Consider the following 25,635-nt stretch of genomic DNA (forward strand, 5'->3'; position numbering starts at 1 on the left):
GAACGGGATGCAGGCTCACAGAGCCGTCGCGGCCGTCGATGCCGGCGCGAGTTTCTCAGATCCGACCGAGGGCTTCCAATCCGTCGAACACGGCTTCCGCGGTGTGGGTAGAGGGTGCGCATGCCAGCCTGGGCGGTCGGGCAGGTGGCCGGTTCTGCATGGCGATTCCGGAGGCGAGGGCACTCGCGCGTACGCTCTGGAACATCACGTGGCTGGTGTTGGCTTGGCCGATGAGCCGGTCCGCGGCTTTGCCGAGGAAGTACAGCTGGAAGAACCCGGGCAGCGTCGCACCGGATGTGGCTTGGAGTTCGTCGGTGATGCGGTTGGTGGTGGTGATCAGTGAGTTGCCGATGGTGAAGAAGTCTCGGGTGTGCTCACCGTGGGTGTCGGTCGCGGCGATCGCGGCAGGGAAGTCGATGAGCAGGTGGGCGTCCAGGGCGGTGGCGGCAGTGCGGCCCGGTGAGCGCGCTGGATCGGCGGCCATGGCGTAGTAGCGTTGCCAGCCCGCGGTGACCGGCCCGCTGGTGAGGTGGCCGTGCAGGTTCTGCAGGTATTGCCGGAAGAATTCGATGCTGACCGCCCGCGCCCACTGGGGGTCGTCGAGATCGCCGGCGTCCAGCAGCGGGTTCGCATCGCGCAGGATCTCGCGGTAGAAGACCGCGAAGATCCCGCGGCGATCGTGGCTGCCGGTGAGGATGGCGGTGATGCGGCCCATGCGCCGCTCACCGTCGTGCAGATCGGTCACATCGATGGATTCACCGGCCCCGGGTATCCCACTGCGTTCGGGACACCCGGGGTGCGGGTCACGTCTGCGGGGTGGTCAGGGTGTTGAACATCTGGATGGCGCTGATGATCACCACGGGAGTACCGACTGCGATGGTGCCGATCGCGGTGCCGAGTCCGGCGGCCAGGGCGGCTCCGGCGATACAGCCGCCGGGCGCGCCCACCAGGAACGCGGGCGGCATGAGTGTGGTGCCGACGATGGCTCCGGCGACACAGCCGATGCCCAACCCCAGTGCGGCGCCGACCATTCCGCCGATGGCGGTGGCCAGGCCGATCTGGATTCCGGCCACACCGAGTGCGCCGTTGAACTCGTCCTGCGTCGCGATGTGCGTCAGCTGCGGCCCCGGCGCGGTAATGGCTGCGGCGGGGTTTGTGCTGGGGGTGAGTGTGACGGTGCGGGCGTCGGTGTCGATGTGGGCGGCGATCGGCCAGGTCTTGTTGTCGAGTTGGTAGGTCAGCGGCATACCGAACGCGAGATTGCCGGTGTCGTCGAGGATTTCGAACCGATCACCATGGGTGCTCAACCGGCCCGAATCGGTGCGCAACACGATCGAGCGGTCGACGAGGGTGGCGTTGTAGCCGATGCCCGCGGAGACGTTGCTGATCGCGGTGTCCGGCCGCGGCGCGTCGGCGTGATCCTGTGCCCAGGCGGTCGCGGTGGTTGCGGCGGTGATTATGGCCGCGGCAAGGGTGACAGCGACGGTGGCACGGAAACTCTTCGGATTCTTCATCAGGAATTCCTTCTCGGACATCTATCCGCAGGGACTCGCGGTCGGTGTGAACCGCTGGAGTGGAACGGGTTTCGCTATGACCACTCGGCTGCGGCCGACGACGACGCCCGGGTGACGAGGTCGAGCGCCAGCCAGTTCCGGGCCGAGGGAAGTGCCGCCAGGGCCCTGGTGCGCGCGCTGACCATTTCTGCCAACTAGCCGGTGATTTCCTTGGCGGCGCGTAGTCCGGAGTTGTAGGCGCCGTGGACGGTGCCGAAGGATGTGCGGTTGGTGGCTTCTCCGGCGAAGTGGACGCGGTCGTCGATGTCGGCGGCGAGATGGTCGCGCATCTGGGGGGTGGAGCCGACTTTGTTGAAGGAGTACGAGCCGTGGGCGTAGGGGTCGGTAGACCAGCGGGTGATCTGGTAGTCGATGGGTGCGGGGATGTCGGGTCCGTAGATGGTGCGCAGGGTTGCCATGGCGCTGGCGACGAGGTCGGTGTCGGACCAGGTTTCGCTGGTGCGGCCGAAGTCGGCGGCATTGAACCCCAACAAAATTGGCTGGTCGGCGGCGCGGGCGTAGTTGATCCACTGCCCCCACCGTCCGGCCTTGTCCAGGCTCGGCACGTAGTTCAGCCAGTCGGTGTCGGCCCAGAACTCGGTGGGGAATCGCAGATAGCATTTGTCGAGCACACCCATACCGAGCTTGCCGATCGCGGTGGTCTTGTCGGCGGGCAGGCCGGGACCGAATTCGACTGCGCCGCTCTGCAATACCCCCAGTGGTAGCGTGACCACGACGTGGTCGCCGTCGAAGGTGGCGGTGGCGGTGGCGGTGACGACGGTGACGCCGCTATCGTTCCAGTCGATATTTTCGACGACTTGTCCGGTGTGGACGGTGAGCCCTCTGGCGAGGTAGTCGGTGATCGCGCCATAGCCGCTCGGGAACAGCACGTCCTTGCCTCTGATCTTGTCGCCGTCGTCGAAGTACAGGCTCGACAGGTCATCGACGCTGCCGGAGTACTCGTGCTCGTAGTCGTTGAGCAGCGAGTCGACCAGCGCCTTGTCACGGCCGGACAGCGCCGGCCAGTTCACCGCCCGCTGCGCCACGGCTCGCAGTGACGCATCCCGAGCCTCGTCGTCGTCCTCTTCCTGGGCGTCGGTGAGGGCTTCGGCGATCTGGGTGCGCCAGTGTTCGATCGCCGCGGCGGTGGCCTTGTCGACCTCTTCGCCGTCGGTGCCGTACTCGGTGCCGCTGTCGAGGCTGGTCGCCACCGTGCGCGCGCCGGCCTTGCGGGCCAGCTCGGTGATGGGGTTGCCGTCGACGCCGTGGATCCAGGACGCGCCGAGGTCGACCGGGACATCCGCCCATTGGGTGCTGGTCCAGATCCGGCCGCCGATACGGTCGCGGGCCTCAAGCACCACCACGTCCTGACCGCGATCGGCCAGGGTACGGGCCGCGGCCAGCCCGGCGATCCCCGCGCCGACCACGATCACTCGACGCCGCCCGCCCGCCGGAGTGGTGCCGGAATCGTCGTCGCCGCAGGCGGCCAAAGCCAGCAGCGCAAGAGCCGATAGACCGGTCGTCTGCAGGAACCGGCGACGGTGCATCGTCATGGCCACCGAACCAATCTGTCGCCGACTTCGCCCGCGGGCTCGGTCATCACGACCTCGTAGTGAAATACTGATTCGCAAAAGAATATATTGATACATCCGTGTGTCAAATGAGACCTATGGAGTTCGTGTAACGATGCGTACCGATGCGGCGCAAGTGCTGGATTCGGCGATCCCGGTCCTGGCCAAGGACCGCGGAGCGTCGATGCAGGTCATCGCCACCCGCGCGGGGATCAGCCGCGCCACGCTGACCCGCATGTTCCCGACCCGCCAGCTACTCGTGCAGGCCATGGCCGCCAAGATCCTCGACGACTGCGACCAGGCTCTGACCCGCGCCGAAACCCACACCGGCTTCACCGACCAGGTCCTGGCCACCCTCGTCGCCGAGTACCGGCCCTTCGCGCAACTGTGGAACCTGGTCTACGTCGAACCCGACGTGCTCGGCGCACCAGAGGCGACCGAACGCGCCGAGGAGATCTTCGCCCGCACCGTCGCGCTGCTGGCCACCGGGCAGGACGCGAGGGTATTGCGCAGCGACATGCCCGCCACCTGGCTGGCCTCCACCTTCTGCGGACTGGCCGAAACCGCGTGGGAACTCACCCTCGAAGGCCACATGGGCACCCGCCAAGCCCCCGACTTCATCACCACCGTCCTGCTCCACGGCCTGCGCACCCCCACCGCGTTGGCACCCCGGGCACGGTGACCACGCCACGCCCCGCCGGCAGCACCAGATATCGCATCCGGGGCCACCGCCACCGGGATGACCGGAAACGTGCAATGCCGTAGGTTACTCGCGGGTATCACTAGGAGGTACATCGTGCCCGGCATGATCGGCACAGCCGACGCGACACCGGTCGCGATCACGGGCACGACCCTGATCAAGCCGCGGCTGCGCGGCTGGATCCACACCTGGGCGGTCGCCGTCACGGCGATCGGGATGATCACATTGGTCGCCGAACCGCTCCAGCTCGACCCGCGACAACACACCGAACCGGCCGTACCCGCCCCCGCCCTCATCACCCACAAACCGACATGCAATCACCACACGCCCGCCAGCGCCCGCCGATCCAGCGAATTGACCTCCACAGCAAAGCGTTTCGGCTACCAGCACCCACTAGCGCCAGTTTCCGCTCAACTGGACCCCACATGCCTTCAGGGCACCCAGTGCGATCGCGGAGACGGGATGTCAGCGGGTTCACCTCCGCTGCGGCTGGCTCGGACGGTGCGCCATGGGCATCTCGACCATGCCGCCGACTGCCGCTCGGGGGGTGTTGTCGGGGTCGGGAGGCGGAAGGAGACCGGTGTTGTCCATAACCATGACCTGTCGGCGTCAGTGCGCCGACCGCTGACTCCGGCCACGCGCGCAGCGGCTCGCCCATCAGTACGTCACCGTGGCCGGCGCGGACGATATCGACGTCCAGCGCCTCGGAAGCGGCACAACCTCGGGGAGGAGAGAGCGGCCAGTGAAACTTCCGTCCGGTTCCGATTCCCGTAGGTGGCCAGTTCGCGTAGATGGGCACATTGTCAGCAAATACTTTGAACGCGCGGTAATGGCCTTGGCTGACAGGTCGTTCCGCGTCGAAGGTCGACGCCGGGGATTGCTTGCCGGGCCGTTCTACTGACGGGGCCGGATGATGATCGCCGCGCGCCTGTACCAGAAATTTGCGGTGTTTCCTTCATTGCCCATGTAACCCTCGATCTCCGACGCGAACGGCTCGAACGCGGAATTCGATCCGCCCGTACACAACTCCTCATCCCGGACCTCCCGCACGGCGGGCTCACCGGCCGCCCCTGACCGGTCGATCAGCCACGTCAATGTGATGGTCGACCAGCGCAGCTCGCCGAGATCTTCCGATCCCGGGACCAAAGGAAGGCTGGAGCGCACCGGAAAGCTCGCGGGGTCATCGGGCACAGGCTCCACCATTTCCCCGTCTTCATCGAACTCCATGTCAGCGCTTTCGACGCATTTCCACCCGTCCTCAACGCGCTCCCAACGTTGACGATAGATCATCATCCACGAGGTGTAGTCCTCCTCGTAGGAGTCCTCGACCTCCGCGAGCGCCAGCGACGTATCGTATCCCGCGATGTCGGCCGCCGCGAGCATCAACCCAGCACGTGCAGCATCGCCGCCCTTGAGCTGATCCCACCCGAATCCGTGCTGGGAATACTGATGATCCAACAGGTAGACGAGTTGACGAGGTGGGCGTTTCGCCGGCTCACGGTGCAAAGGCCACGTCGACAATTCCATCGGTGTGGTGAAATGCGCGCGTAACTGCTCGGCAAGTAACGCGACCGACGGATGCATGGCGAAAGCGGCGGGGTCCGGGCCGGTACGCCCCTTCGCCACCAAGTTGTAGGTCAGCGTGATCCGGAAACCGTCGGTGACCGGCAGCACCTCATGCTCGCAGTCGCCATAGAACGCGACGCAAGACAGCTCCTCCGGCGAACCCTGGTCGGTGACCTTCGTCCCCTGCTGCTCGATCACCAGCTCCCCGCCGGCGAACGCCGAAGGCAGAGTCACCACCAACGTGCCGATCATGTCGTCGGCCTTCTCCGAATCCTGATGACGCTGAAAGAATTGTCCCGGCTCATACACCAGCATCGAATGCAGCTCCGCCGACAACTCGCAGTCCGGCGCCAGACCCAGCTCGGCCCGCAGTTTGTCCAGCATGGGCAGCAACGTCTCGCGCCACTGCCGCTCGTCGACCGTTACCCGGTCCGGCGGAACCTCCCATGTGTCGCGCACGTTCGCGTCCAATAGGGTCTGCTCGCGCAATCCATACCGCGCCGGCCGCGCGACCTCGCACAGTCGCCGCGCCTGGGCCGGCGTCACCGGCAACCGGATCGGCCCCACCCCATCTACCTCGATCACCAGGTTCTCCGCCGACACCGTCCGCCGCGCAGCAAAATGAACCCGTCGACGGCACCGAACCCATGAGCTCGCCGATCACCCGTAAAGCCTTGTCCGTCATGCACTTCTCCCATGCTCGAAAACGTTCGCGGGCATACTCTCAGGGCCCACTGACGATCCAGCCCCTATACCGCAAAACTTCGGAATATCGGGGACTGTGAGTTCGGTCGAGCCCCGGGCCGGTCTGCACCGTACGCAGGTAAGCCACTACCGCACTACAAAGGCCCGGTTGCAGGGTCTCAGCTCGTCGATCCGCCCACCGGGACCCCGGACGCCACTCCGGGGTCGTGGAGCATGGCGCGAACGACCGCGACCAGTTGCGCGCGACTGGGGATGGATCCGGGCTATTCCGTTGACGACCACACTCCTACGAATCTGTCGAGTGGACAGCGGTGGTAGCTGGTGCCGTGAGAAGGTGGATCTATCGCTCGGCAAGTCGGCCGGCAGACCACCCCGCATGACCGAACGCGATCAGCCGTTCGACGACAGCGATCCGCCTTCTGGGAAGACGACCGCCTGCGTATCGAACAGTCCGCAGGCGTCGCGGGTGAGATTCAATTCGGCTTCCAACGCGGCTGCGTCGCAGTCGACGGTGTACCGACCGTGGCGGCCGGCCTCACCGAGCAACCAGGTGCTGCCGACTCAGTTCGTGTGCGGGTGGTTCTTGTGCGGGTGCCTGATGGAGCTGGCATCTGTTCCTCGGACAGAAGCGGATGATGTTCGTCGTCGACTTGCTTTCCCAGCGCAGCCATCAGACGCGGAGATAGGGGATCCCAGTAGAACCCGCCGCCTCGTGTGCGCAGCCGGACAAGGCAGTTGTCGCCCGCACCGCCAAGTGGTGGGCGATTCGGTCGAGGTTCGTCGCCCAACGGCGCTCATGGATGGTCATCACCACCGTTACAGTGAACGTCGAAATTCGTCGATACCAACATCTTCCGCGCGATGGTGGTGTCGAATTGCCCTTGATCGACGGTGTTTGTGGATGGCCGATGTAACTAGTTAGGAGTACCCGCGTGCGACGTGGAATCGATTCCGCTGTCTTCCCGCACCTGGAGGCGGACCTCGACCGCGTCCGTGACGTTCTCGGACCCGTGCGGTTCGAGGGCAGGCCAGAGTTGAACGCACTCACCGACGAAGGGCCCGACACCTCCCGCCGCATGGTCCGCCCCACCTTGACGTTGCTGTCGTATTATCTGCTCACCGATCCCGCGACCCCGGCCGACGACCGGGCGGTGCGCGCCGCCGCCGCCGTGGAGTTGCTGCATCTGGGCTCGCTGTATCACGATGACGTCATCGATCACGCCTACCAGCGCCGCGGCCGTGCCAGCGCCAACGCGGTGTGGGGACCGCACATGGCCGTACTGGCTGGAGACTCCGTGACGACCGAGGGCGGGCGCGTATTGATCGAACTCGGCCGGCGCGAAGGGCTCGCGGGATCGGCCGCGAGTGCGCAGATGTGCGCGGGCATGGTGCTCGAGGCCGCCGACCAGTACGTGGGCTCCCGCAGCGAGCGGTCCTACCTGGAGTCGATCGACGGTAAAACGGCGGCGCTGCTGTCGCTGGCCTGCCGGGTGGGCGCGATGCAAGCCGGCCGCCCCGAGGATCAAGAAGAGGCGTTGGCGGTGTTCGGACGCCAGTTCGGCATGGCCTACCAGTTATATGACGACATCTCCGATTTGACCTCGACCGCCGAAGAGATGGGCAAGCCAGTCAACGCGGATCTGCCCGAGGGCATCTACACACTTCCCGTGATCCGCGCCGCTGCCCGCGACCGGGACCTTGCCCGCCTGCTGCGCAGCAGAATGACCGGTGAGCAAGCCGCACGTGCCCGCGAACTCGTCGTCGCCTCCGGCGCCGTGGACGAGGCCCTGGCGCGAGCCGAGGAATTCATGGACCAGGCTGCCGGTCAGCTCGCCGCCCTACCCGTCGACCCGCGCACCCGCCACGCGATGACCGCCTACGCCCGGTCCATACTTGATCGGCGAACTCCTGGTCCCACGGTCTCCCGATCCTCGACGCAGCCACCCCAGAGCCACAGTGAGGTGGTCTCTGCGGAGGCCGCGTCATGGTTGCGGAGCTGGCTGGTGGACACCGGCCTGGCCCTCACACCGACCGAGGCCGACTATAACCGGTGGACGGGAGGTCTCCGGATCCCCGCACACACCTGCGTCCCAGCAGCGGACGCGGCCCGTGAACAGACCTTCGCCGGCATGTTCACGCTGGCCCTTGTGTGGGACGACCTGTTCGAAGATCCGCAGCTGACCAATCCCGAAGCCGTCACCGCGTTGCGGCGTGGCCTGGTGGCCATGCTGCGCCAGGACCCGCAGGCGCCGTTGAGGCCTGGCGCGATCCCGACGGCGTGGGCGAGCTTGTGGCCGCGCCTGCGCGAGGGCCGCGGCACCCGCTGGCAGCAGCGGTTCCTCGACAACCTCGAGGGGTGGTTCGAAGCCTGCGAACGCGAAGCCCACCATCGCATCAACGGCTACGTCCCCTCCACGGACGACTACCTGCCGCTGCGGAAGTCGACCAGCGGGTTCGAAACCGCAATCGCCTGCCTGGAGGTCTACCAGGACCGTGAGGTGCCATCGATGCTGCGCAACCACCCCGTGATCCGCCGTCTCGAAGAACTGCTGTTCTTTGTGGTCTTCGTGGAGAACGACCTGGCGGGGCTGGATAGGGACGAGGCCGGCCAAGTCCCCTACAACCTGGTCCGCGCAGTCCGTCACGAGACCGGCTGTACCCGCCGCGAAGCCGTCGAGCACGTGCAGCGCCAACTGGCCGAGCAACGCGCCCAACTCGAGACGGTGATCTGCTATATCCCGGCGCTGCTTCGAGCGCTTCCCGGCCTGTCCGGTCGGGGGAAGGACTACGCCGAGATGTACGCGAACATAACGAGCGGGGGGCTCTGGGTGAATCAGACCGATCGGTACACGCAAACCTCCGATTCCGTGGCGCCGGACCTGGAACGCTTGCGCCGTGAGATCTACTATCGGGCCGCCGAACCAGCTCAGGCCGCGTCGCAATCCCCCGCAACCGGTCCGTGATGCCAGGTCCGAGCAGGCCGATCCGGCAAGTATCACGTGTCGTTCAGGCTGCGGTGGCTCGGCTCGCAGGTGGCTGTAGATGGTTTCGTGGCTGATGCCGAACTCGGCGGCCAGCACGGATTTTCGCTCCGTAGCCCGCGCACGCGGCTGCTGTACTTGTTAGATATACCGACACGTTCGGCGGTATCGGCGATGTCAGAGCATGTCTCATAGGGATGCATGGTCTGTCAGTAGTGCTCTTCGCGGTAGATGCCGTTGGCGTCGACGCCACAGCCCCACTCACCAAAGCTCGTGTTCGCCAGCTCCATGTTGACAGCGAAGGAACCGGCCGCTGCGAGGGTGATCCTGAACGGCCCGTCGTCATCGTCGGGCAGGTTGTTCACGGCCAGCAACGGGAACTCCACAGAGGCCAGTGCCCGCTCGTCGGCGATGAGGACGAGAGTACCGCCGGACCGGCCGTTGTCGTCGCGCCCGATCCGGGCCTGAATCTGATCCGCCGTGAAGCCCGCGTAAGCGCGATTGTCGATGACGGTGATCGACTCGTAGTGCTCCGAGCCTCCCTCCAGGGCTCGGAGCAAGCGTGCCCACTTATCTGGCTGCTCGAAGAACGTCCGCACGAGGAGCGGACCGGCGGCCTGCTCGATCGTGGAGGAGGGCGGTTCGGGCTCGGCCCCCGCACGCTCGCCGGGGACGACCTGGATGAGGAAGCGAGGCTTCTTGCCGTCCGACGACCGGTCACTGGCATGGACGCGGATCAGGTAGGGGCCGGCTCCTGCGGTGGCGAGATTCTCTTTGCGCACGGGCTCGTATCCGCTGTCGCACAGGGCGAGGAAGCCGGTTGTGGAGATCACAGTGATCTCTTCGACCTCGTCCCAGCCGCTGTCTGCTCCCGGGTCATCTCCGGCGTAGAGGGTGACGATGGGGTTCTCCAGGGCGCTGCCGGCATCAATGTGCAGCCAGTCTTTCTCGGCGGCCAGGAATCCGCGTCCGCGCGGTGGCTTGTCGGCGTCGGGGTCCATGACGGCCAAATCGCCCCACTCCTTCATCTCGAGCGGCCGGGTGCGGCCGGCAAGGAGCGGCCAGTTCGAACGGTGCATGGAGAACCCCTCGTGCTTGCATGCCTGCCGGTTGAGTCCTTGGAAGGGGACTGTAATTTGTTCCGCCCGCTGTTGCGATTGCGTGAAGGTGAACCGGTGGGTGGACGTCTACAACGACACCGGTGTTCCTGAGCAGCTGCATTGGCACGGGCAGACGGTGCCGGTGGAGGTGGACGGGTCAGCCGAGGAGGGGCACCCCATACATCGAGCCGAAACGGAATCCCGGCGCTTACGACCGGGAAGTATTCCTAACGCTCGAGGAATTCGAACCATCGTTCAACAGCGAAGAGGAGATGGCCACCGACTTCCCTGGCCGGGGAACCGGTCGCCGAGCTGCGCAAGCGTGGAGAGGCGACGATGGAGGCGTCGCTGGCCTTGGGGAAGCCGCACGGTTACGCGGTGGGGTACGAGACGTTCACGATCAACGGCCGCATGCTCGGCCACGGTGATCCGCTCCGGGTCAGAGAAGGTGAGCGGGTGCTGTTGCACATACTCAACGGCGGCGCGACCGAGAACCGTAGCCTGGCTTTGCCCGGGCCCACCGAATCTGTCTCTGCTCGGCGATTCACGCCCGGTTCAGGGGGCTCGACCCCGGCAAGGAAGGTAGAACATCATGACCGATTACATGCTGCGCCCGATCGGGCACGTCGAATCCGCGCTGACCGACCCCTCCACCGCTCCCCGGCAACCCGATGAAGGTGCCCCGCCAGCGTGGCTGGTAATCGATGACCGATATGCCCCCGCCCTCGAGGGCCTCGCCGCCGGCACCGACATACTGGTGCTGACTTGGCTCGATCGCGCCGACCGCGAAACCTACACGATCCACCCCCGTGGTGACACGACTCGCGCGATCACCGGTGTCTTCGTCACCCGCGCCCCGCATCGGCCGAATCCGATCGGTCTGCACAGCGTCCACGTCCTGGCTGTAACCGGCACCCGCATCCACGTCCGTAACCTCGAAGCTGTGCACGGCACACCGATCCTGGATCTGAAGCCCCTTCTCACCCGGGACCGCTGATCGCCGCGGTGCGGAACGACCCGTACCGGGCCGCAATCGGACCGGTACGGGTGTGAGCCGGCGGGGTCGGCGGACGGTGCCGTCTGGCGGGCGCGTCACGGGCGCTGGAACTGCCACCACTGACTGGAGTCGGCGGGCACATACCGCGCCAGTCCGATCTGCTCACGGCCGGTGTTTCCGCCCTGGCGGCATTCGAGGACGAGTTCGCAGGCGGGCCAGACACCGATGCAGCGTCGAGTTCTCTGCCGCAGAGGAAACAGTATCCGTCAGGTACTCGTGTTCCTCTGGACGCAAAAATGCTTCATAGCCGCTCGTTTCGGCTGTTGCCGACCGGTCGCGGCGTCCCACACGAAAGACTCGGATAGGTCCGCGGCAGCCAGTCGGACGGCCGAGATGACTAACATGGTGGACAGGCGTGTACGCGTGGGACGGCCGCGACCATCTGCGATTCGGCATCGCGGTCGGCGACGGCGGGGGAGATGGCTGTCAGTTCCCGGTCGCCACCGCGAGTTCCGCTTCCAGCGCCCGGCCCTCTTCGTCGGCCAGTGCGGCGTCGCGCAGCCGGGCGAGCCGGTCGGCGGCCTCGGGCTTACCCGCAAGATCCTGCGCGGCCCGCATCAATCGGGCGAAACTCTCCCACCCGTGCTCCCACGTCGCACCGTATCCCTTCAGCACGCGCTGACATTCGACGATCTCGCGCGCGAAGTCGGCGTCGATGCTCGCCGCCGACAACGCTGTGTGCATCCACTCCTCGATCGCGGCCTGCTCGCGGGCGAAGCGCAGCGAGCGGGGGCGCAGCGGGCGCATCCTGGCCATCACCGACAGCGCGGTGTAGCCGGTGATCGAACTGGTGTTGACGATCATGCCCTTGTGCGTCATCTTCCGGACCACGCGGTGGAACAGCGTGGAGCGGCGCAGGCTCGCGCCCAGGCGCTCCGGCAGCGTGTCGGTGATCTCGTCGCTCTGCGGATGCAGGTACTCGCGCACCTGAATGAGCTGGTTCGGCTCCGCGCGTGCCTCGGTCCGGATGCGATCCATGCGGTGCCGACGGGTCTTCTGCAGGGCGACATGGATGGTGTCCTGATAACACATCCACAGCGCGATGTGCCTGGCCGCTTCCACGGTGAGCCGCGCGGCGCCCTCGGTGTCGGGATCCACCGCCGCGAACCGCGCCACCCGCTCCAGGTACCGCCGGGCGTAGGCCTTGTTCTGGTACACCGCCGTGCGGACCAGGCCGTGCAGGATCATCGAGCCCGCCGCGGTGGGCAGCTCGGTGACTTCGGCGGCCAGCGACCGCAGCTTCGGGCCGACCAGGGAACCCGGATCGGTGGCGGCGATCTCGTTGCGGCGCGTGGTCTCCCGATCCTTCTTCTCCTCCGCCGATAGTGGCCGGGGGATCAGCGTGAGCGGAACCGGCGCGGTTCCGCGCGATGCCGCGGGCACGGAATCGCCCGGTACCACGAGCCCGGCTTCGGGTTCGGCCGGTGCCGCCGAGCGGGCGGCCTCGAAACCCTCGGCGAAGGCCCGCAGCGACTGTTCGACGCCCTTGCCGAAGTCGCGGATCGGCTGCTCGAACTGCTCGCGGCTGAACGGCAGCACCCCGCATCCGGCCAGCGCACCGAACAGCGACGCGCTGATCACGCTGCGCGCCTGCTCGGCGACGGCCATGAAGTCGGCCGCGATCAGCCGCTCGGCCCCGCGCCGCGCGGTGTCCAGCAGCGCCGCGGAATCGGCTCGGCCGTCGCCCGGCGCCATCCGCTCGTCGATGGAGAAAACCCGGTGCGTGGAGGTGATGAGCGTCGTGCGGTCGGGCGTGCTGAAACCGCGCTGCACCGCGCGCGCGGCCTCCATCAGTTCCGAGGCCACGACGATGTCGACCTCACCCGGCGTAGGGAAGACACTGAGCACGGGCACCGTGCGCCCGGCGCCCGAGGGAGGCGTCGGGGGGAACAACTCGACGTAGTACACGGTGGCGCCGGTGCGCTGGGCGACGCCGGGCACCGAGGTGGACTGGGCGTAGTAGCCCGCCTTCTCGGCCACCTCGACGATCCAGTCCGCGAGCACACCGCCACCCTCGCCGCCCATCGCCAGGATGGCCAGCGTCAGCGGGCGCTGTCCGTCGTGCCAACTCGACATCACTGCACCTCCAGGCCTGCGATACGACGTTCGATCCCGCGCGCAAGCAGGCCGATCCACCAGCCGCGCAACCGGGCCAGCACCCGGTCCCGACGGGTTGGGTTGTAGACGACGTCGGTGCGGTAGAACGACGGACACAACACGGCCGCATGGGCGTTCGCGCCGCACACACCGCAGCCGACGCAGCTGTCGAGCACCGTGGCGATGGGGTCGGTGCGCAACGGATCGGGATTGTCGGTGACCGTGAGCGAGGGACACCCGGAGATGCGGATACAGGCGTGGTCGCCGGTACAGGTCTCCGGGTCGACGCCGTAGCGTTCGCGCACCACCCGCTTGCCCTCGCGCAACGCCTGCGCCTGCCGCGGCTTCTCCCTGCGCTGCCGGTTGAGCTGGCATTCGCTCTGCATCACCAGGACTTTCGGCCCCGGCTCGTCGGTGGTGAGCGCCTCGATGAAGGTGTCGCGGACCTTGGTGACGTCGTAGGTGTCGTCGATGGTCTTGGCCCACTTCACGCCGATGCCGCGCACCGCCCGCTCGATCGGATGCTTGGTGGAGCGGGCGGGCAGCTCGGCCCGCGAGGACAGCACGTCCTGGCCGCCGGTCGCCGCGGCGTAGCCGTTGTCGACTACGACCAGCAGCTGGTCGTTCTTGTTGTAGACGGCGTTGCCGACGCCGCTGCTCAACCCGTTGTGCCAGAAGCCGCCGTCGCCCATCATGGCGATCGTCCTGCGGTCGGAGTCCTGTGAGTTCAGCGCCGAGGCCGCCGCGGAGCCCAGCCCGTAGCCCATCGTGGTGGCGCCGAGATCGAACGGCGCGTTGACCGAGAACAGATGGCAGCCGATGTCGGCGCTGATGTGGTGCTTGCCGGTCTCACGTTCGGCGAGCACGAGGCCGCTGAAGATCGGCCGCTCCGGGCAGCCCGTGCACAGCCCCGGTGGGCGCGGATGCACGATCTGTGGATCGACCCGGGTGGCGAACGGTCCGGCCGGATCGTCGGCCGGGCGCAGCAGCGCGGGCTCGGCGGTGATCGCGTCCGGCAAGTAGCGGGAGAGGAATTCGTGCAGCCCGCGGGTGACCACCAGCGAGGTGTACTCCCCGGCCATCGTGAACAAATCCTTGCCGTGCAGTACGGTCGCCACGTTCGCGCGGCGCAGGATGGTGTTGATGTTCTGTTCGAGGAAATCGGGCTGGCCCTCCTCGACCAGCAGCACCGCGCGCTTGCCCGCGCAGAACTCGACGACCTCTTCGTCGATCACCGGGTAGGCCACGTTCATCACATACAGCGGCACTTGCGTGTCGCCGAAGGCGTCCGAGCAGCCCAGCAGTTCCATCGAACGGTTGAGGGTGTTGTAGAGCCCGCCTTGCACGATGACCCCGACGTCGGCCAGGTCGGCGCCGAACACCTCGTTGAGCTCGTGCTCACGGATGTAGCGCACCGCGGCGGGCCAGCGGTTCTCGATCTTCTCCCGCTCGTGCTGGAAACTGGCCGGGGGCAACACGATCCGGCTGACGTCGCGCTTGGGCCGGCGGGTCGCCTCGGTCACCGTCATCGGCGGGCGTTTGTTGTCCTTGGCCTCGAACGCGCCGTGCAGGTGACATGAGCGCAGCCGCAGCAGCAGGAAGACCGGAGTGTTGCTGGCCTCCGACAGCTCGAAGCCCGACTCCACCGCGTCGACGATCGCGGCCACGTCCGGGCGTGGATCGAGCAGCCACATCTGCGATTTCATCGCGAAGGCGTGTGAACGCTCCTGCATGATGCTCGAGCCCTCGCCGTAGTCCTCGCCGAGGATGATCAGCGCGCCGCCGGTCACACCGCCGCTGGCCAGGTTGGCCAGCGCGTCGGCGGCGACGTTGGTGCCGACGGTCGACTTCCAGGTCACCGCGCCGCGCAGCGGGTAGTGCACCGAGGCGGCCAGCATGGCGGCCGCGGTGGCCTCCGAGGCGCTGTTCTCGAAGTAGACGCCCAGCTCGTCGAGGACCTCCTTGGCGTCGCCGAGCACGTCCATCAGATGCGAGATCGGCGCGCCCTGGTAGCCGCCGACGTAGGCGACACCGGACTGCAGCAGCGCCTTGGTGACGGCCAGGATGCCCTCGACGTGCAGGGTGGTACCCGCCCCCTGGCGGAGTTTTCCGACCTCGTTGGCGAACGAGCGTTCGGCCATGTGTTGTCCTCCGAATTCGTGTGGCGGCGAGTTCAGCGTTCGACCAGGGCGAGCACCCGGGCCGGGCTGCCCGAACCGCCGACGATCGGCAGCGGCGAGACGATCAGCAGCGCGCCGGTGGCGGGCAGCTCGTCGAGGTTGCGCAGGCTGGTCAGGCCCCACTTGTTCGCGCCGAGCAGCAGGCTGTGGCAGGGGAAGGCCGGATCGAATCCGGGCGCGGCGCCCGCGTCGGTGCCGACGGTCTCCACGCCGAAGCCGGCCAGCGGCGACTTCTCGGCCAGCCACCGCGCGCACTCCACCGAGACGCCGGGCGTGTGCCCCTCGTTGGTGAACGCGGCCGCGTCCTCGCCGCGGGCTGCCCAGCCGGTGCGGTAGAGCAGCCAGCCGCCCTCGGGCAACGGACCGTGCTGCCGCTCCCAGTCCTCGAGGTGGGAGACCTCGAGCAGGAAGTCCGGGTCGTCGGCGACCTGCGCGGTGCGGTCGATGACGGCGGCGGGCGCGACCAGCGTCCGCAACGGCGCCTGCGAGACGTCGTGGCCGTCGCGGCCGGTCACCCAGTGCACCGGCGCGTCGAGATGGGTGCCGGTGTGCTCGCCGGTGTGGATGTTGTTCCAGTACCAGGCCGGGCCGCGGTCGTCGTATCGGCTGATCTCCTCGAGCTGGAACGGGACGGTGTTGGCCAGCGGCGGCGGCAGCTGGAGGATCGGGGTGGACTCCCGCAGTGGGGTGGTGAGATCGATGATCTCGACGGCGCCGCTGCGGGTGGCGTCGACGACGGTGCTGAGAACGGACATCACTACTCCTGCGAGGGTGCGTGGGTTTCGGACGAGTCTGGTGATCGGAGCGCCGCGGGGCTATCCGCGATGCGCGGCGGTTGTCCCGCGCACGCGGGTGTCAATGACGGCGCAGCCGCGCCAGCGGTCGCGGCCGGGTGAGCGTGGTGGCGACCAGATGCCCGGAGCCGCCGCCGAGTCCGGGACCGGGGTGGGTGGAGGCGCCGATCTGCCACAGGCCTGGCACCGGGGTGCGGTGCCTGCCGACCGAGCCGAGCGGCCGCCACAGGTAGCTCTGATCGAGTTCGCCCGAACCGCCGTAGGGGTCGCCCGCGACCGCGTTGACGTTGTAGGCGGCCAGGTCCACCGGCGTCACCACGTCGACGGCGAGCACCTTCGCGCGCAGATCAGGCGCGTGCGCGGCGATGCGGTCGAGCACGCGGTCGGCGAACGCGGTCGCCAGCTGCGGCGTCCAGCCCGCGGCGGTGTCGAGTTGGCCCGCGGCGTCGCCGCGCGGGGCGAAGGGCACCTCCTGTAGTTGCAGCCACAGCGCGGCCGCACCCGCGGGCACCCGCCCCGGGTCGAGCAGGTACTGCTGGCCCACGACCACCGTTGGGCGGCGCGGCAGCAGCCCGGCTTCGGCTTCGGCACAGGCGATTGCGGTGCCTGCCGAACCGTCGGACAGGTGCACCAGCGGAATCTCGCCCAGCCGCGCGTCCCGCCAGCCGATCGGGCCCGACAGCGCGACGTGGATCTGCATCTCGCCGCGCCCGTAGCGGAACCGGGCCGCCTCGTCGCGCAGGACCGGGTCGACGGCGGTGGCCGGGAGCAGCTCGCCGTAGAGCGCGGTCGGCGTCACCGAGGCGAGCACCGCGCGCCGGGCGCGAATCGTCCTGCCGCCCGCCACCACTCCGGTCGCGCGCCCCGACTCCACCACGATCCGCTCGACAACGGTGCCGGTGCGGATCCGCACGCCGAGCGAGTCCAGCAGCGACCTGAACGCCGCGACGAATTCCCCTGACCCGCCCGCGACCACCGGCAGGCCCGCGGCGTGCAGGGTGGTGGCCAGCATCGGCACCATCAGCCCGCCGGAGGCGTGGTCGGGCGCCAGCCCGGCGTGCAGCAGCCACGGCGCGTACAGGTGGTCCACCTCGGGGCCGCGGAAGTAGCGGCGGGTGTAGGCGCGGCCGCTGGTCAGCGCGTCGCGCAGCCAGTTCTCCGTGCCGCGGCGGCCGTTGCCGCGCAGTAGGCCGGTCACCGGCCGGAGCACGGCGGGCGAGCGCAGTTCGGCGCCCATCAGTCCGCCGATCGCGGGCAGGCTCGCGGTCAGCCGCGCCACCATGTCGAGGTAGGCGGTGCGGTCGTCGGGCTCGGCGAAGGCCGCGGCGGTGCGTTCGGGGTCGCGGTGGGCGAGGGTGACGGTGCCGTCGTCGGCGACGCTGGCGGTCACCCAGTCGTCGCTGTTGCGGTAGGCAAGGCCGTGTGCGTGCAGCAGTTCGCCCAGGCTGGCGTAGGCCGCACCGGTGACGAACAGGGGATGCCAGGAGGAGAAGGTGTCGTGCCGGTAGCCGGGCAGCGTGCGTTCCTCGGTCACGATGAATCCGCCGATGTCGCTGTTGCGTTCGGCCACGAGCACCGACCATCCGGCGCGCGCGAGTTCGGCGGCGGCGACCAGCCCGTTGATCCCGGATCCGACGACGATCGCGTCGACCTCGGCCGGTGTGAGTTCGCTCATGGCGGGGACGGTAGGAGCGCGCTCGGGGCCGCGCTATCCACTCAGCGCGAGGGCTGTGCGGATAGCGCGGCCCCTCATTGCACGGGCAGCGCAGCACGGACAGCGCAGCGCGGACGGCGCAGCGCGGACGGCGCGGTGAGGGAGGCGTGCGGCCCGGAGTTCAGGCGCGGCGGTAGCCGGCGAGGATGGCGTCGTCCACGTCGGGGAGGTTCACCACAATGTTGTCAGGGGTGCGCGAGGTCAGCCACACCAGCTCCTCGGTGGTGCTCATGTTCACCTCGATGTGCGGCATGAACGGCGGCACGAACACGAAGTCGCCCTCCTTCATGTCGACGTACTGCTGGTAGTTCTCGCCGTAGTAGATGCGCGCTACGCCCGCGAGCACGTACCCGCCGGTCTCGGCCTCGCCGTGGTGGTGCGGCAGCGAGCGGTAGCCGGGCTCGTTGGACACCCGGCCGTACCAGATCTTGGTGGCGGGGGTGTGCTGCGGGCTCACTCCGGACACCCGCACCGCGCCGCCGGACTGGGCGGTGTCGGTGTGCTCGTGCCCGGCCAGGGTGACGACGGGAACCGCGGTGGTGTCGAGGGTTTCGTTGCTCATCGGTTTTCCTTTCCGTCCCGCTGCGCGGGATCGCCTTCGGTGCGGAGGGTGATTCGGTTGCGAAGCAGCCCGATGCCTTCGATCTCGGTCTCCACCACGTCGCCGGGGCACAGGTGGCGCGGCGGGTCGGCGGCGACACCCACCCCGCCGGGCGTGCCGGTGAGAACGACGTCGCCCGCACGCAGTGTGGTGAAGGTGGAGATGTAGGACAGCAGCGCCGCCGGGTCGAACAGCAGATCGTCGGTGGAGCCGCTCTGTTCGGTGACGCCGTTGACGCGGCAGGTGATGCGCAGGCCGTCGCCGGGGTCCGCCTCGTCGGGAGTGACCAGTTCCGGGCCGAGGGGAGTGGTGGCGTCGAACGCCTTGCCCTGCAACCACTGTGTGGTACGACCCTGCCAGGTGCGCACCGAGAAGTCGTTGGCGACGGTATACCCGGCGATTCCCGCCCGCGCGCTCGCCCGGTCCGCGTCCCGCAGTTCGGCCCCGACCACGACGGCGAGTTCGGCCTCCCAGTCCAGGCCCGCCTCGTCGGCGGGCAGCGGGAGCGCGATGTCGGCGTCCCAAGCGGTGAGCGTGTCGGCGAATTTGGCGAACAGGGTGGGGTATTCGGGTTCGGCGCGCCCGAGCTCGGCGATATGCGCGCGGTAGTTGTGCCCGCAGCACAGGATCTTGCCCGGGGTGGTGACAACCGGCGCCGATCGTCCCGGCGCGGCGGGCTCGCCGGTGAGCGCGGACCGCCGGTCCGGGCGGGCGAGCAGCGCGCCGACGTCGGGCGCGGTGGTGGCGTACCAGCGCCCGTCGCGGCGGACCTGGGCGTGGGAGCCGCCGTCGTCGGTGAGGACAGTTCGCAGACGCATCGCTTGGTGCACTCCAGAGGGCTGGGCCGGGTGGGTTTCCGCGGCAGAGGAACGCGATGAGCTATCGCTCCGAGTGGGCTCGTATATCGCGCTCTGTTGACGATGGTGACGATAGCACTATATCGTGAGCCGCACTACCCCTTCTCCACTCCAAGCGAGGCGACATGGCTGTCGATCGAATCAATCCCGCAACCCTGGCCAAGCCGTCCGGTTTCGCGCACGCCACCCGGCATCGCGGCATCGTGCACCTGGCCGGTCAGACGGCGATGGACGCCGACGGCGAGATCGTCGAGGGCGGGATCGTCGAGCAGTTCCGGCAGGCGTTGTCGAACACGCTGACGGCATTGGAGGCCGCGGGCGGGCGTCCGCAGGACCTGCTGAGCGTGACGATCTACCTGCTCGACATCCCCGACTACCAAGCCAACGGCAAGGAGATCGGGCGCATCTGGCGCGAACTGGCGGGCGCCGAGTACCCGGCGATGACCGGCGTCGGCGTCACCGCCCTGTGGCAGCCCGAGGCCCTGATCGAGATCCAGGCCGTCGCCGCGATCGACTGAGCGCGCGGCCCCGATCCCAGTCTCCGAAAGGGCGCAACCATGCTCACTCCCTCGGCCCACACCGATACCTTCTGCCGGGACAACCTCCCGCCGCCGTCGCAGTGGCCGGAATTCGTCTTCGACCTGCCTGCCCTGCGGTATCCGGAGCGCCTGAACTGCGCGAGCGTCCTGCTCGACGGCGCCGTAGCGCGCCACGGCCGGGACCGCCCGTGCCTGTCCACGAGCGAATCCACCTGGAGCTACGGCGATCTGCTCGACACGGCCAACCGGATCGCGCGCGTGCTCACCGAGGACTTCGGGCTGGTTCCCGGCAATCGGGTGCTGCTGCGCTCACCCAACACCCCGTGGCTGGTCGCCTGCTGGTTCGCGGTGGTCAAGGCCGGCGGCGTCGTGGTCACCACCATGCCGCTGCTGCGCGCGGCCGAACTGACCAAGCTCGTCGACCTGACCCGTCCGGCGCTGGCGCTGTGCGAGCACCGGCTCACCGAGGAACTCGCCGCGGCCGCCGATCTGCCGATCGTGCCGGTCGGCGGTCAGGCCGCCGACGACCTCACCCGCCGCGCCGCCGTGAAACCACCGACCTTCACCGATGCCGAGACAGCCGCGGACGACGTGGTGCTGCTCGCGCCCACCTCCGGCACCACCGGAACACCCAAAGCCACCATGCACTTCCACCGCGACGTGCTCGCCATCGCCGACACCTTCGGCGCGCAGATCCTCGCCCCGCGCCCGGACGACGTGTTCATCGGTACCCCGCCGCTGGCGTTCACCTTCGGGCTCGGCGGGCTGGTGATCTTCCCGCTGCGGGTCGGCGCCTCGGTGGTGCTGCTCGAACGGGCCGACCCCGCCGCACTGGTCGAAGCGATCGAAAAGTTCGGCGTCACGGTGCTGTTCACCGCGCCGACCGCCTACAAGGCGCTGCTGAAACGCGACGATGTGAGCAGGCTGCGTACGCTGCGGCGGTGCGTGTCGGCGGGGGAGTACCTACCCGAGTCGGTGTTCACCCGCTTCCGCGAACAGACCGGGCTGTCGATTGTCAACGGCATCGGCGGCACCGAGTTGCTGCACATCTACATCTCCGCCGCCGACGACGACATCCGGCCCGGTTCCCTCGGCCGCGCCGTGCCGGGGTTCCGTGTCGAGATCCAGGACGACGACGGCAATCCCGTGGCCGACGACACTCCCGGCCTGCTGTCCGTCAAGGGCCCCACCGGCTGCCGCTACCTGGCCGATCCGCGCCAGCGCGACTACGTGCGCGGCGGCTGGAACCGCACCGGCGACACCTGCACCCGCGATGCCGATGGTTACATCTGGTATCACTCCCGCAGCGACGACATGATCGTCTCCGCCGGATACAACATCGGCGCCCCCGAGGTGGAGGCCGTGCTCGACCGGCACCCGGACGTGGAGGAGTGCGCGGTTGTCGGCGTGCCCGACGAGGACCGCGGCAGCATCGTGCACGCCGCCGTCGTACTGCGCGCCGGGGTCGACGGCGATGCCGGGAAGATCAGCGAACTCCAGGATTTCGTCAAGAACACCGCGGCCCCCTACAAGTACCCGCGCAGCATCGAGTTCGTGACCGAGCTGCCGCGCAACCCCAGCGGCAAGTTGCAGCGCTTCAAGGTGCGCGAGCAGTGGGAGGCCGCGCGATGAGCGGCATCGTGGTGGACCGGGTGGTGGACTGGCAGGACACCGACGCGGCCGGGCACTACCACCACAGCACCGTCATCCGCTGGGTGGAGGCCGCCGAGGCGGCTCTGCTCGACAGCCTCGGACTGCGCGGTCTGTTCGGCAGCATCCCGCGGGTGCGCTTCGAGGTCGATTACCTGGACCGGCTGTGGTTCGGCGAGACCGCCTCCATCGCCCTGTCCGTGGCCGGGCTCGGGCGCTCGTCGGTGCGCTACGACTTCGTCGTCACCCGCGTTCCGGCGGACCCGCACCCGCCGACCCTCGCGGCACGCGGTGTGCTCACCGCGGTGCACGCCCCCGACCCCGCGGACGGTTCGCAGCCGTGGCCCGCGGAGGCAGCCGCCGCGCTGCGCGGCACACGGCCGCCGACTACCGAACCGATTTCCCCCCGACACCAGTGAGGCTTCGATGCGAATCGCCGTGATCGGCGGAGGGCCCGCGGGCCTGTACTTCTCCGCCCTGATGAAACAGCTCGACCCGAGTCACGAGATCACCATCTGGGAACGCAACGCCCCCGACGACACCTTCGGGTTCGGCGTGGTGTTCTCCGACGAGACCCTCGGCGGCATCGAGCACGCCGACGAGCAGATCTACCGCGGGATGAGCGAGCAGTTCGCTCGCTGGAGCGACATCGACATCCACTACCGCGGCCAGGTGCGCACTTCCGGCGGGCAGGGCTTCGCGGCGATGAGCCGCAAGGAATTGCTGCGGCTGCTGCAACGCCGCTGCGCCGACCTCGGCGTGACCGTCCACTTCCGCACGCCCGCCCCCGACGTCGAGGAACTCGCGCGCACCCACGACCTGGTGCTGGCCTCCGACGGCATCAACTCCACGGTGCGCACCCGCTACGCCGAGGTGTTCGAGCCGAGCCTTGACTCGCGGCGCAACAAGTACATGTGGCTGGGCACCGACCTGGTGTTCGAGGCGTTCGAGTTCTTCGTCAAGCACACCCCGCACGGGATAATGCAGGTGCACGCCTATCCGTTCAGCGCCGAGCAGAGCACCTTCATCGTCGAGATGCGCGAATCGGTGTGGCGGGAGGCCGGCTTCGCCGACTTCGCGGACCGGGAGTTCGCGCCGGGCGAGAACGACGAGAAATCGATCGCGCTGATCGCGGAACTGTTCGCCGAGGACTTGGACGGTCACAGCCTGCAGGCCAACAACTCCCGGTGGATCACTTTCACCACCGTGCGCAACCGCACCTGGCGCAACGGCAACATCGTGCTCATCGGCGATGCCGCGCACACCGCCCACTTCTCCATCGGCTCGGGCACCAAGCTGGCGATGGAGGACGCGCTGGCGTTGGCGGCCTGCCTGCACGAGAACGATTCGGTGGTCAGCGGTCTGGCGGCCTACGAGGCCGAGCGCAAGCCGGTGGTCGAATCGGTGCAGCGCGCCGCGCAGGCCAGTCTGGAGTGGTTCGAGTCCATCGCTCAGTACACCGACCAGCACCCCGACCAGTTCGCCTTCAACCTGCTCACCCGCAGCCGCCGCATCACCTACGACAACCTGCGGCTGCGCGACGACGGCTTCGTCGACGCCATCGACGGCTGGTACCTGTCCAGCCAGGAGGGCGCCGCCGAGACGCCGCGGCCGCCGATGTTCTACCCGCTGCGGCTCAAGGACGTGGAGCTGCCCAACCGCATCCTGGTATCGCCGATGGACATGTACTCCGCCGTCGACGGGGTGCCCACCGACTTCCACCTGGTGCATCTGGGTAGCAAGGCGCTCGGTGGCGCGGGCCTGGTGATGACCGAGATGGTGTGCGTGTCGCCGGAAGGGCGCATCACCCCCGGCTGCGCCGGGCTCTACACCGAGGAGCAGGAACGGTCCTGGGCGCGGGTCGTCGATTTCGTGCACTCCAATACACGCTCCAAGATCGGTGTGCAGCTGGGCCATTCCGGCCGCAAGGGCGCTACCAAGGTGATGTGGGAGGGCATCGATGACCCGCTCGAGTCCGGCGGCTGGGAGACGGTCGGCCCCTCGGCCATCCCGTACGGTCCCGCCAGCCGCACCCCGCGCGAGATCACGGCCGAGGAGATGGATCGGGTGACCCAGCAGTTCGCCGACGCCGCCGCGGCGGCCGCGCGATCCGGCTTCGACCTGCTCGAATTGCACTGCGCGCACGGTTATCTGCTCTCGGCGTTCCTCTCGCCGCTGGCCAACCAGCGCACCGACGAGTATGGCGGCAGCCTGGACAACCGGCTGCGTTTCCCGCTGCGGGTGTTCGACGCGATCAAGCAGGTGTGGCCGGCCGATCGCCCGCTGTCGGTGCGTATCTCGGCCACCGACTGGGCCGAGGGCGGCAACACCCTCGACGACGCGGTCGAGATCGCCCGCGCCTTCGCCGAACACGGCGTCGATGTGCTGCACGTATCCTCCGGCCAGGTGGTCGAGCACGAGAAGCCCGCTTACGGCCGCAGCTACCAGACGCCCTTCGCCGACCGCATCCGTCAGGAGGTCGGGGTGCCGCACGGTGTCGCCGTCGTCGCCGTGGGCGCCATCTCCTCCCACGACGACGTCAACTCGGTGCTGCTGGCCGGCCGCGCCGACCTCGTCGCCATCGGGCGCGCGCATCTGTGGGACCCGCAGTGGACCCTGCACGCCGCCGTGGAACAGGGCTACCGGGGCGAGGCCGCCGAATGGCCCGCCCCCTTCCGCGCGGGCAATCGCAAACCGCCCACCGGCCGCACCGACGGCCCGCCCCCGCGCCTGGAACTGATCCGTGCGACCGGGAGGTCGGCGGCGCCCCGGCGGCGGTGGACGCCACCCCGAGTGACAGCAGCGGTCTGACACCGGAATGTGCCCGGGAGCTTCATGCTCCCGGGCACATTCGTTTCGGCGCCCGGGGTTTGCGACCACGGAACCCGGCATACATCGGTGCCTCCGAAGTAGGGGTTGGGGCGCGGGCCCTCAGCCGGCGGCGGCGCGGGTCTGCGCCCCGTCGGTCGCCAAACGCAATGTCTGCGAGGGCGATTCACCGAAGCGGTCGCGGTAGAGCACCGAGAATCGGCCAGGGTGCAGGAAGCCCCAGCGCATCGCGATGTCCGTGACGGTGGTGAGGGTGGGGTCGGCCTGCAGCAGGTCGGTGCGCACGCGGCGCAGCCGGACATCGCGCAGGAAGGCCATCGGTGTGGTGTTGTAGTAGCGCCGGAAGCCGTCCTGCAGGGTGCGGGTGCCGATGCCCACCGCGTCGGCGATGTCGTCGACGGTCAGCGGCTCGTGGGCGTGCGCCTCGATCAGTTCGGCCGCCTTGGCGATGGGTCGCGACACCACCGGCTGCGGCCTGCGGTCGAGTTCGTCGCGGTAGTTGTGCGGCTGGCCCAGAATGAGCTGGCTGATCAGCAGTCCCTCGAACTCCCGCACCGCGATGGAGGTTGGCGCGGCCGCGCGATCGATGGCGTCCACCAGCAGCGTGAGCAGCGCGCGCCAGGTCCGGTTGGACGGTGTGGTGAGGTCCATGCGCGGGTCGAACACCAGCGGCGCGGAGGGCTCGCGGCCGAGTTTCTTGCGCACCGCGTCGTGCACGGTGGCTCGGTCCAGCCGCAGCAGCAGCTGCCGGTTGGCGCCCTCCCACGACATCGACACCCGGTCGCCGGGCTCGAGCACCGAGGCGACCTCGGCGGTGGAGACGAAGCTGTGCGAGCCGACCGTGATCGCGGCGTGGCCTTCGAGTGGCACTTGGATCAGATAGAAGTCGTCGAGGTCGCGCGGATCGATGCGCACGTCGGTGCCGTATTCGAGGTAGTAGACACCGGCGGTGTCCCAGCGCACGCCGTGGAAGTGCGCGTCCAGGGCGATGTCGCGGCGCAGGGGCGAGAGGCGGTGGTCGCAGAACGCGGTGCCGACGGCCGAGCGGACGAGGTCGGGATCGCCGGATGTCGTGAGCTGGTGGCGGGCCAGCGGCCGGTCCTCGTACTGCAACGGCGTCCTCCACGGAATGGTTTCAACG

At 68.4% G+C, this 25,635-nt stretch carries 19 protein-coding genes; 7 read left to right on the forward strand and 12 right to left on the reverse strand.

Going from position 1 to position 25,635, the window contains the following annotated elements; genetic code table 11:
* Window positions 1-55 precede the first annotated feature (55 nt).
* The 3 genes from NA8_RS23510 to NA8_RS23520 form a co-directional block, all read right to left on the reverse strand.
* The gene (locus tag NA8_RS23510; protein WP_063052518.1) at window positions 56-745 is read right to left on the reverse strand and encodes a DUF5995 family protein; all 690 of its coding nucleotides are present in this window, start codon (window positions 743-745) and stop codon (window positions 56-58) included.
* Between the two features lie 58 nt (window positions 746-803).
* Window positions 804-1,514 carry a DUF8020 domain-containing protein gene (locus tag NA8_RS23515; RefSeq protein ID WP_157106874.1) on the reverse strand — a complete coding sequence of 237 codons (711 nt, stop codon included), beginning with the start codon at window positions 1,512-1,514 and terminating at the stop codon, window positions 804-806.
* 194 nt (window positions 1,515-1,708) lie between these two features.
* Window positions 1,709-3,106, reverse strand: coding sequence for a flavin monoamine oxidase family protein (locus NA8_RS23520; protein WP_218019501.1), 1,398 nt, complete (start codon window positions 3,104-3,106; stop codon window positions 1,709-1,711).
* Between the two features lie 133 nt (window positions 3,107-3,239).
* On the opposite strand from NA8_RS23520, the gene NA8_RS23525 reads away from it, so the two are divergent.
* Window positions 3,240-3,806 carry a TetR/AcrR family transcriptional regulator gene (locus NA8_RS23525; RefSeq protein ID WP_157106875.1) on the forward strand — a complete coding sequence of 189 codons (567 nt, stop codon included), beginning with the start codon at window positions 3,240-3,242 and terminating at the stop codon, window positions 3,804-3,806.
* Window positions 3,807-4,718: 912 nt separating this feature from the next.
* Here the strand turns inward: NA8_RS23525 and NA8_RS23530 are convergent.
* The gene (locus NA8_RS23530) at window positions 4,719-5,975 is read right to left on the reverse strand and encodes a 2OG-Fe(II) oxygenase (RefSeq protein ID WP_157106876.1); all 1,257 of its coding nucleotides are present in this window, start codon (window positions 5,973-5,975) and stop codon (window positions 4,719-4,721) included.
* 1,052 nt (window positions 5,976-7,027) lie between these two features.
* Here NA8_RS23530 and NA8_RS23535 point away from each other — a divergent pair.
* The gene (locus NA8_RS23535; RefSeq protein WP_063052522.1) at window positions 7,028-9,058 is read left to right on the forward strand and encodes a polyprenyl synthetase family protein; all 2,031 of its coding nucleotides are present in this window, start codon (window positions 7,028-7,030) and stop codon (window positions 9,056-9,058) included.
* Window positions 9,059-9,285: 227 nt separating this feature from the next.
* Here NA8_RS23535 and NA8_RS23540 read toward each other — a convergent pair whose 3' ends face one another.
* A complete protein-coding gene (locus NA8_RS23540; protein WP_063052523.1) occupies window positions 9,286-10,155 on the reverse strand; it encodes a DUF6924 domain-containing protein in 870 nt (289 codons plus the stop codon).
* 613 nt (window positions 10,156-10,768) lie between these two features.
* On the opposite strand from NA8_RS23540, the gene tsaA reads away from it, so the two are divergent.
* On the forward strand, window positions 10,769-11,173 hold the full coding sequence (gene tsaA / locus NA8_RS23545) for a tRNA (N6-threonylcarbamoyladenosine(37)-N6)-methyltransferase TrmO (protein WP_063052524.1): 405 nt from the start codon (window positions 10,769-10,771) through the stop codon (window positions 11,171-11,173).
* A 486-nt stretch (window positions 11,174-11,659) separates the two neighbouring features.
* Here tsaA and NA8_RS23550 read toward each other — a convergent pair whose 3' ends face one another.
* The 6 genes from NA8_RS23550 to NA8_RS23575 form a co-directional block, all read right to left on the reverse strand.
* Window positions 11,660-13,309, reverse strand: a complete 1,650-nt coding sequence (locus NA8_RS23550) for an indolepyruvate oxidoreductase subunit beta family protein (protein WP_063052525.1) — start codon at window positions 13,307-13,309, stop codon at window positions 11,660-11,662.
* A complete protein-coding gene (locus tag NA8_RS23555) occupies window positions 13,309-15,471 on the reverse strand; it encodes a thiamine pyrophosphate-dependent enzyme (RefSeq protein WP_063052526.1) in 2,163 nt (720 codons plus the stop codon). The genes NA8_RS23550 and NA8_RS23555 overlap by 1 nt, the downstream gene beginning before the upstream one ends.
* Window positions 15,472-15,503: 32 nt before the next feature.
* Window positions 15,504-16,265 carry a cyclase family protein gene (locus NA8_RS23560; protein WP_063052527.1) on the reverse strand — a complete coding sequence of 254 codons (762 nt, stop codon included), beginning with the start codon at window positions 16,263-16,265 and terminating at the stop codon, window positions 15,504-15,506.
* Between the two features lie 100 nt (window positions 16,266-16,365).
* The gene (locus NA8_RS23565; protein ID WP_063052528.1) at window positions 16,366-17,979 is read right to left on the reverse strand and encodes a phytoene desaturase family protein; all 1,614 of its coding nucleotides are present in this window, start codon (window positions 17,977-17,979) and stop codon (window positions 16,366-16,368) included.
* Window positions 17,980-18,139: 160 nt separating this feature from the next.
* Window positions 18,140-18,580: a cupin domain-containing protein gene (locus NA8_RS23570; protein ID WP_063052529.1), complete on the reverse strand. Its 441-nt coding sequence runs from the start codon at window positions 18,578-18,580 to the stop codon at window positions 18,140-18,142.
* Complete coding sequence (locus tag NA8_RS23575) at window positions 18,577-19,437, reverse strand: fumarylacetoacetate hydrolase family protein (RefSeq protein ID WP_063052530.1); 861 nt, start codon at window positions 19,435-19,437, stop codon at window positions 18,577-18,579. The genes NA8_RS23570 and NA8_RS23575 overlap by 4 nt, the downstream gene beginning before the upstream one ends.
* A gap of 164 nt (window positions 19,438-19,601) precedes the next feature.
* Here NA8_RS23575 and NA8_RS23580 point away from each other — a divergent pair, with 164 nt between their 5' ends.
* The 4 genes from NA8_RS23580 to NA8_RS23595 are packed head-to-tail and all read left to right on the forward strand — an operon-like array spanning window position 19,602 to window position 24,476.
* Window positions 19,602-19,994 carry a RidA family protein gene (locus NA8_RS23580; protein WP_063052531.1) on the forward strand — a complete coding sequence of 131 codons (393 nt, stop codon included), beginning with the start codon at window positions 19,602-19,604 and terminating at the stop codon, window positions 19,992-19,994.
* 39 nt (window positions 19,995-20,033) lie between these two features.
* Entirely contained in the window at window positions 20,034-21,647 is a 1,614-nt protein-coding gene (locus NA8_RS23585) for an AMP-binding protein (protein WP_063052532.1), read from the forward strand.
* Entirely contained in the window at window positions 21,644-22,084 is a 441-nt protein-coding gene (locus tag NA8_RS23590; RefSeq protein ID WP_084467040.1) for an acyl-CoA thioesterase, read from the forward strand. Before NA8_RS23585 ends, NA8_RS23590 begins: the two co-directional genes overlap by 4 nt.
* A gap of 7 nt (window positions 22,085-22,091) precedes the next feature.
* The gene (locus NA8_RS23595; RefSeq protein ID WP_063052534.1) at window positions 22,092-24,476 is read left to right on the forward strand and encodes a bifunctional salicylyl-CoA 5-hydroxylase/oxidoreductase; all 2,385 of its coding nucleotides are present in this window, start codon (window positions 22,092-22,094) and stop codon (window positions 24,474-24,476) included.
* 120 nt (window positions 24,477-24,596) lie between these two features.
* Here NA8_RS23595 and NA8_RS23600 read toward each other — a convergent pair whose 3' ends face one another.
* Window positions 24,597-25,607 (reverse strand): AraC family transcriptional regulator, encoded by a 1,011-nt coding sequence (locus NA8_RS23600; protein ID WP_245663965.1) that lies wholly within the window; start codon window positions 25,605-25,607, stop codon window positions 24,597-24,599.
* Between the last annotated feature and the right edge of the window lie 28 nt (window positions 25,608-25,635).

The organism is Nocardia arthritidis NBRC 100137 (assembly GCF_001612765.1).
Lineage (GTDB): Bacteria > Actinomycetota > Actinomycetes > Mycobacteriales > Mycobacteriaceae > Nocardia > Nocardia arthritidis.